The sequence below is a fragment of the Corynebacterium lemuris genome, assembly GCF_024919295.1.
Classification (GTDB): domain Bacteria; phylum Actinomycetota; class Actinomycetes; order Mycobacteriales; family Mycobacteriaceae; genus Corynebacterium; species Corynebacterium lemuris.
In genome coordinates this window covers 1-1,632 of sequence record NZ_JANWTC010000041.1, presented here as the reverse complement: position 1 = coordinate 1,632, position 1,632 = coordinate 1, and the positions used below count along the sequence as shown (strand labels likewise).

At 63.9% G+C, this 1,632-nt stretch carries 1 protein-coding gene; it reads right to left on the bottom strand.

Features of this window, described 5'->3' with window-relative positions; translation table 11 throughout:
- Window positions 1-1,532, bottom strand: a 1,532-nt coding sequence (locus NYP18_RS15275; RefSeq protein WP_259429051.1) for an FAD-dependent oxidoreductase, incomplete at its 3' end; no start/stop codon positions are given.
- Between the last annotated feature and the right edge of the window lie 100 nt (window positions 1,533-1,632).

The window sequence follows — 1,632 nt, the reverse complement described above, 5'->3', positions numbered from 1 at the left end:
TCCACCCACCCCTGGCCGTTGGTGCCGGTGAGGACGGTGAAACGTCCCTGCCCGCAGATATCCAGGGTGGAGATCTTCGGCGCTGCCGGATTCGCCCCGTTGAGCCAGGCGTGCGGCAGACGCGCACCCGGGTGGGTGGTGGGGTGGTAGTGCAGCTCCGGGTCACGGTCGTAGGCCGGCCAGTCGGTACCGTCGGAGACGACCGCGGACGATTCGTATCGCTGGCCCATCTCCACACCCAGGGCGTTGAACTCGTAGTCCTTGATCTTCAGGGCCTCACCCAGTGCCTGACGACGCTTCTCGCCTTCCTCGGTGGGTTGCTTGCGCACATCCATCGCCGCCTGCATCGCCTCGGCGTCATCAGCCGGATCAATACCCAGGGCATCAAGCACATGGGCGAACTCGGTGATGGACTTGTTGGCACGGCGCACGATCTGCTTCGCCACCGGCACGCGCTCGTCCTGGTAGGAGGTGATCAGTTCCTCACCGGCCTTACCCTGGAGGATCATCGCCAGCTTCCAGGCGATGTTGTAGGAGTCCTGGATGGAGGTGTTCGACCCCAGCCCGTTGCTCGGCGGGTGACGGTGGACGGCATCGCCGACACACAGCACCCGACCCTTCATATTCTCCGTGGCGTAGGTGTCGTTGACCGTCCACAGTGACCAGTGCCGCACATTGATCTCCAGGTCCGGGATCCCGACGAGATTGCGCACGATGTCGGCGGCCTTCGCGTCATCCATCTCCGGGGGCGGCTGGTTGATGTCATAACCCCAGGTCACCAGCCACTCATTCCAGGGGCGCACCATGCGCACCAGGCCCAGGCCGATACCACCGACCGCGGCACCGGGCTGGAGCACCCAGTACAGCGAGGACTGACGGTCCTGACAGAACTGCGACAGGTCCATATCGCAGTGGATGTTCATGGAACCGGAGACCCCCATCTGCCCGTCCATGGGCAGGTTCAGGTCTGCGGCGATCTGGGAGCGGCCACCATCAGCACCGATGAGGTACTTCGAGTGCACGGTGTAGGTGTGCCCGCTCATCCGGTCCCGGACGATCGTGTGGACACCGTCGGCGTCCTGGGTGTGGGAGACGTACTCGGTCTTCCAGCGGAAGACGGCACCACGTGCCATGGCGTTGCGCACCAGGATCGGCTCGAAGTGGGTCTGGGGCAGATCGCAGTTCAGCGACGGGGAGGCGGCGATGTACTCACCCTCCCGGTCGGGGCCGGTGCCCCAGGAATGGACCCGGCCGAATTCCTCGCCGTTGATCGCGGTGCAGAACACGGTCTCACCGATCATGTGGTGGGGGACTTCCTCGGCCTTGATCTGGTCCTCAATACCCATATCGCGCATGATCTCCACGGTGCGCTGGTTGGTGATGTGTGCACGCGGGGTGTTGGCGGTATTGGAGTATTTGCTGGCCACCACGCAGTCGATGCCGTAGGTGGCCAGGAACAGTGCGGCGGAGGAACCGGCGGGGCCGGAGCCGATGATGAAGACGTCGGTGGTGAGATCAGCGGAAGAGGTCATGATGCTCGTTCTCCTTCAAATATGGTGTTAGTTGATCTCGGCAGGGGCCGGGGGATCAGGCCTGGGCAGGTGCGAGGACGATGTCGAAGCGGGTCTTCGC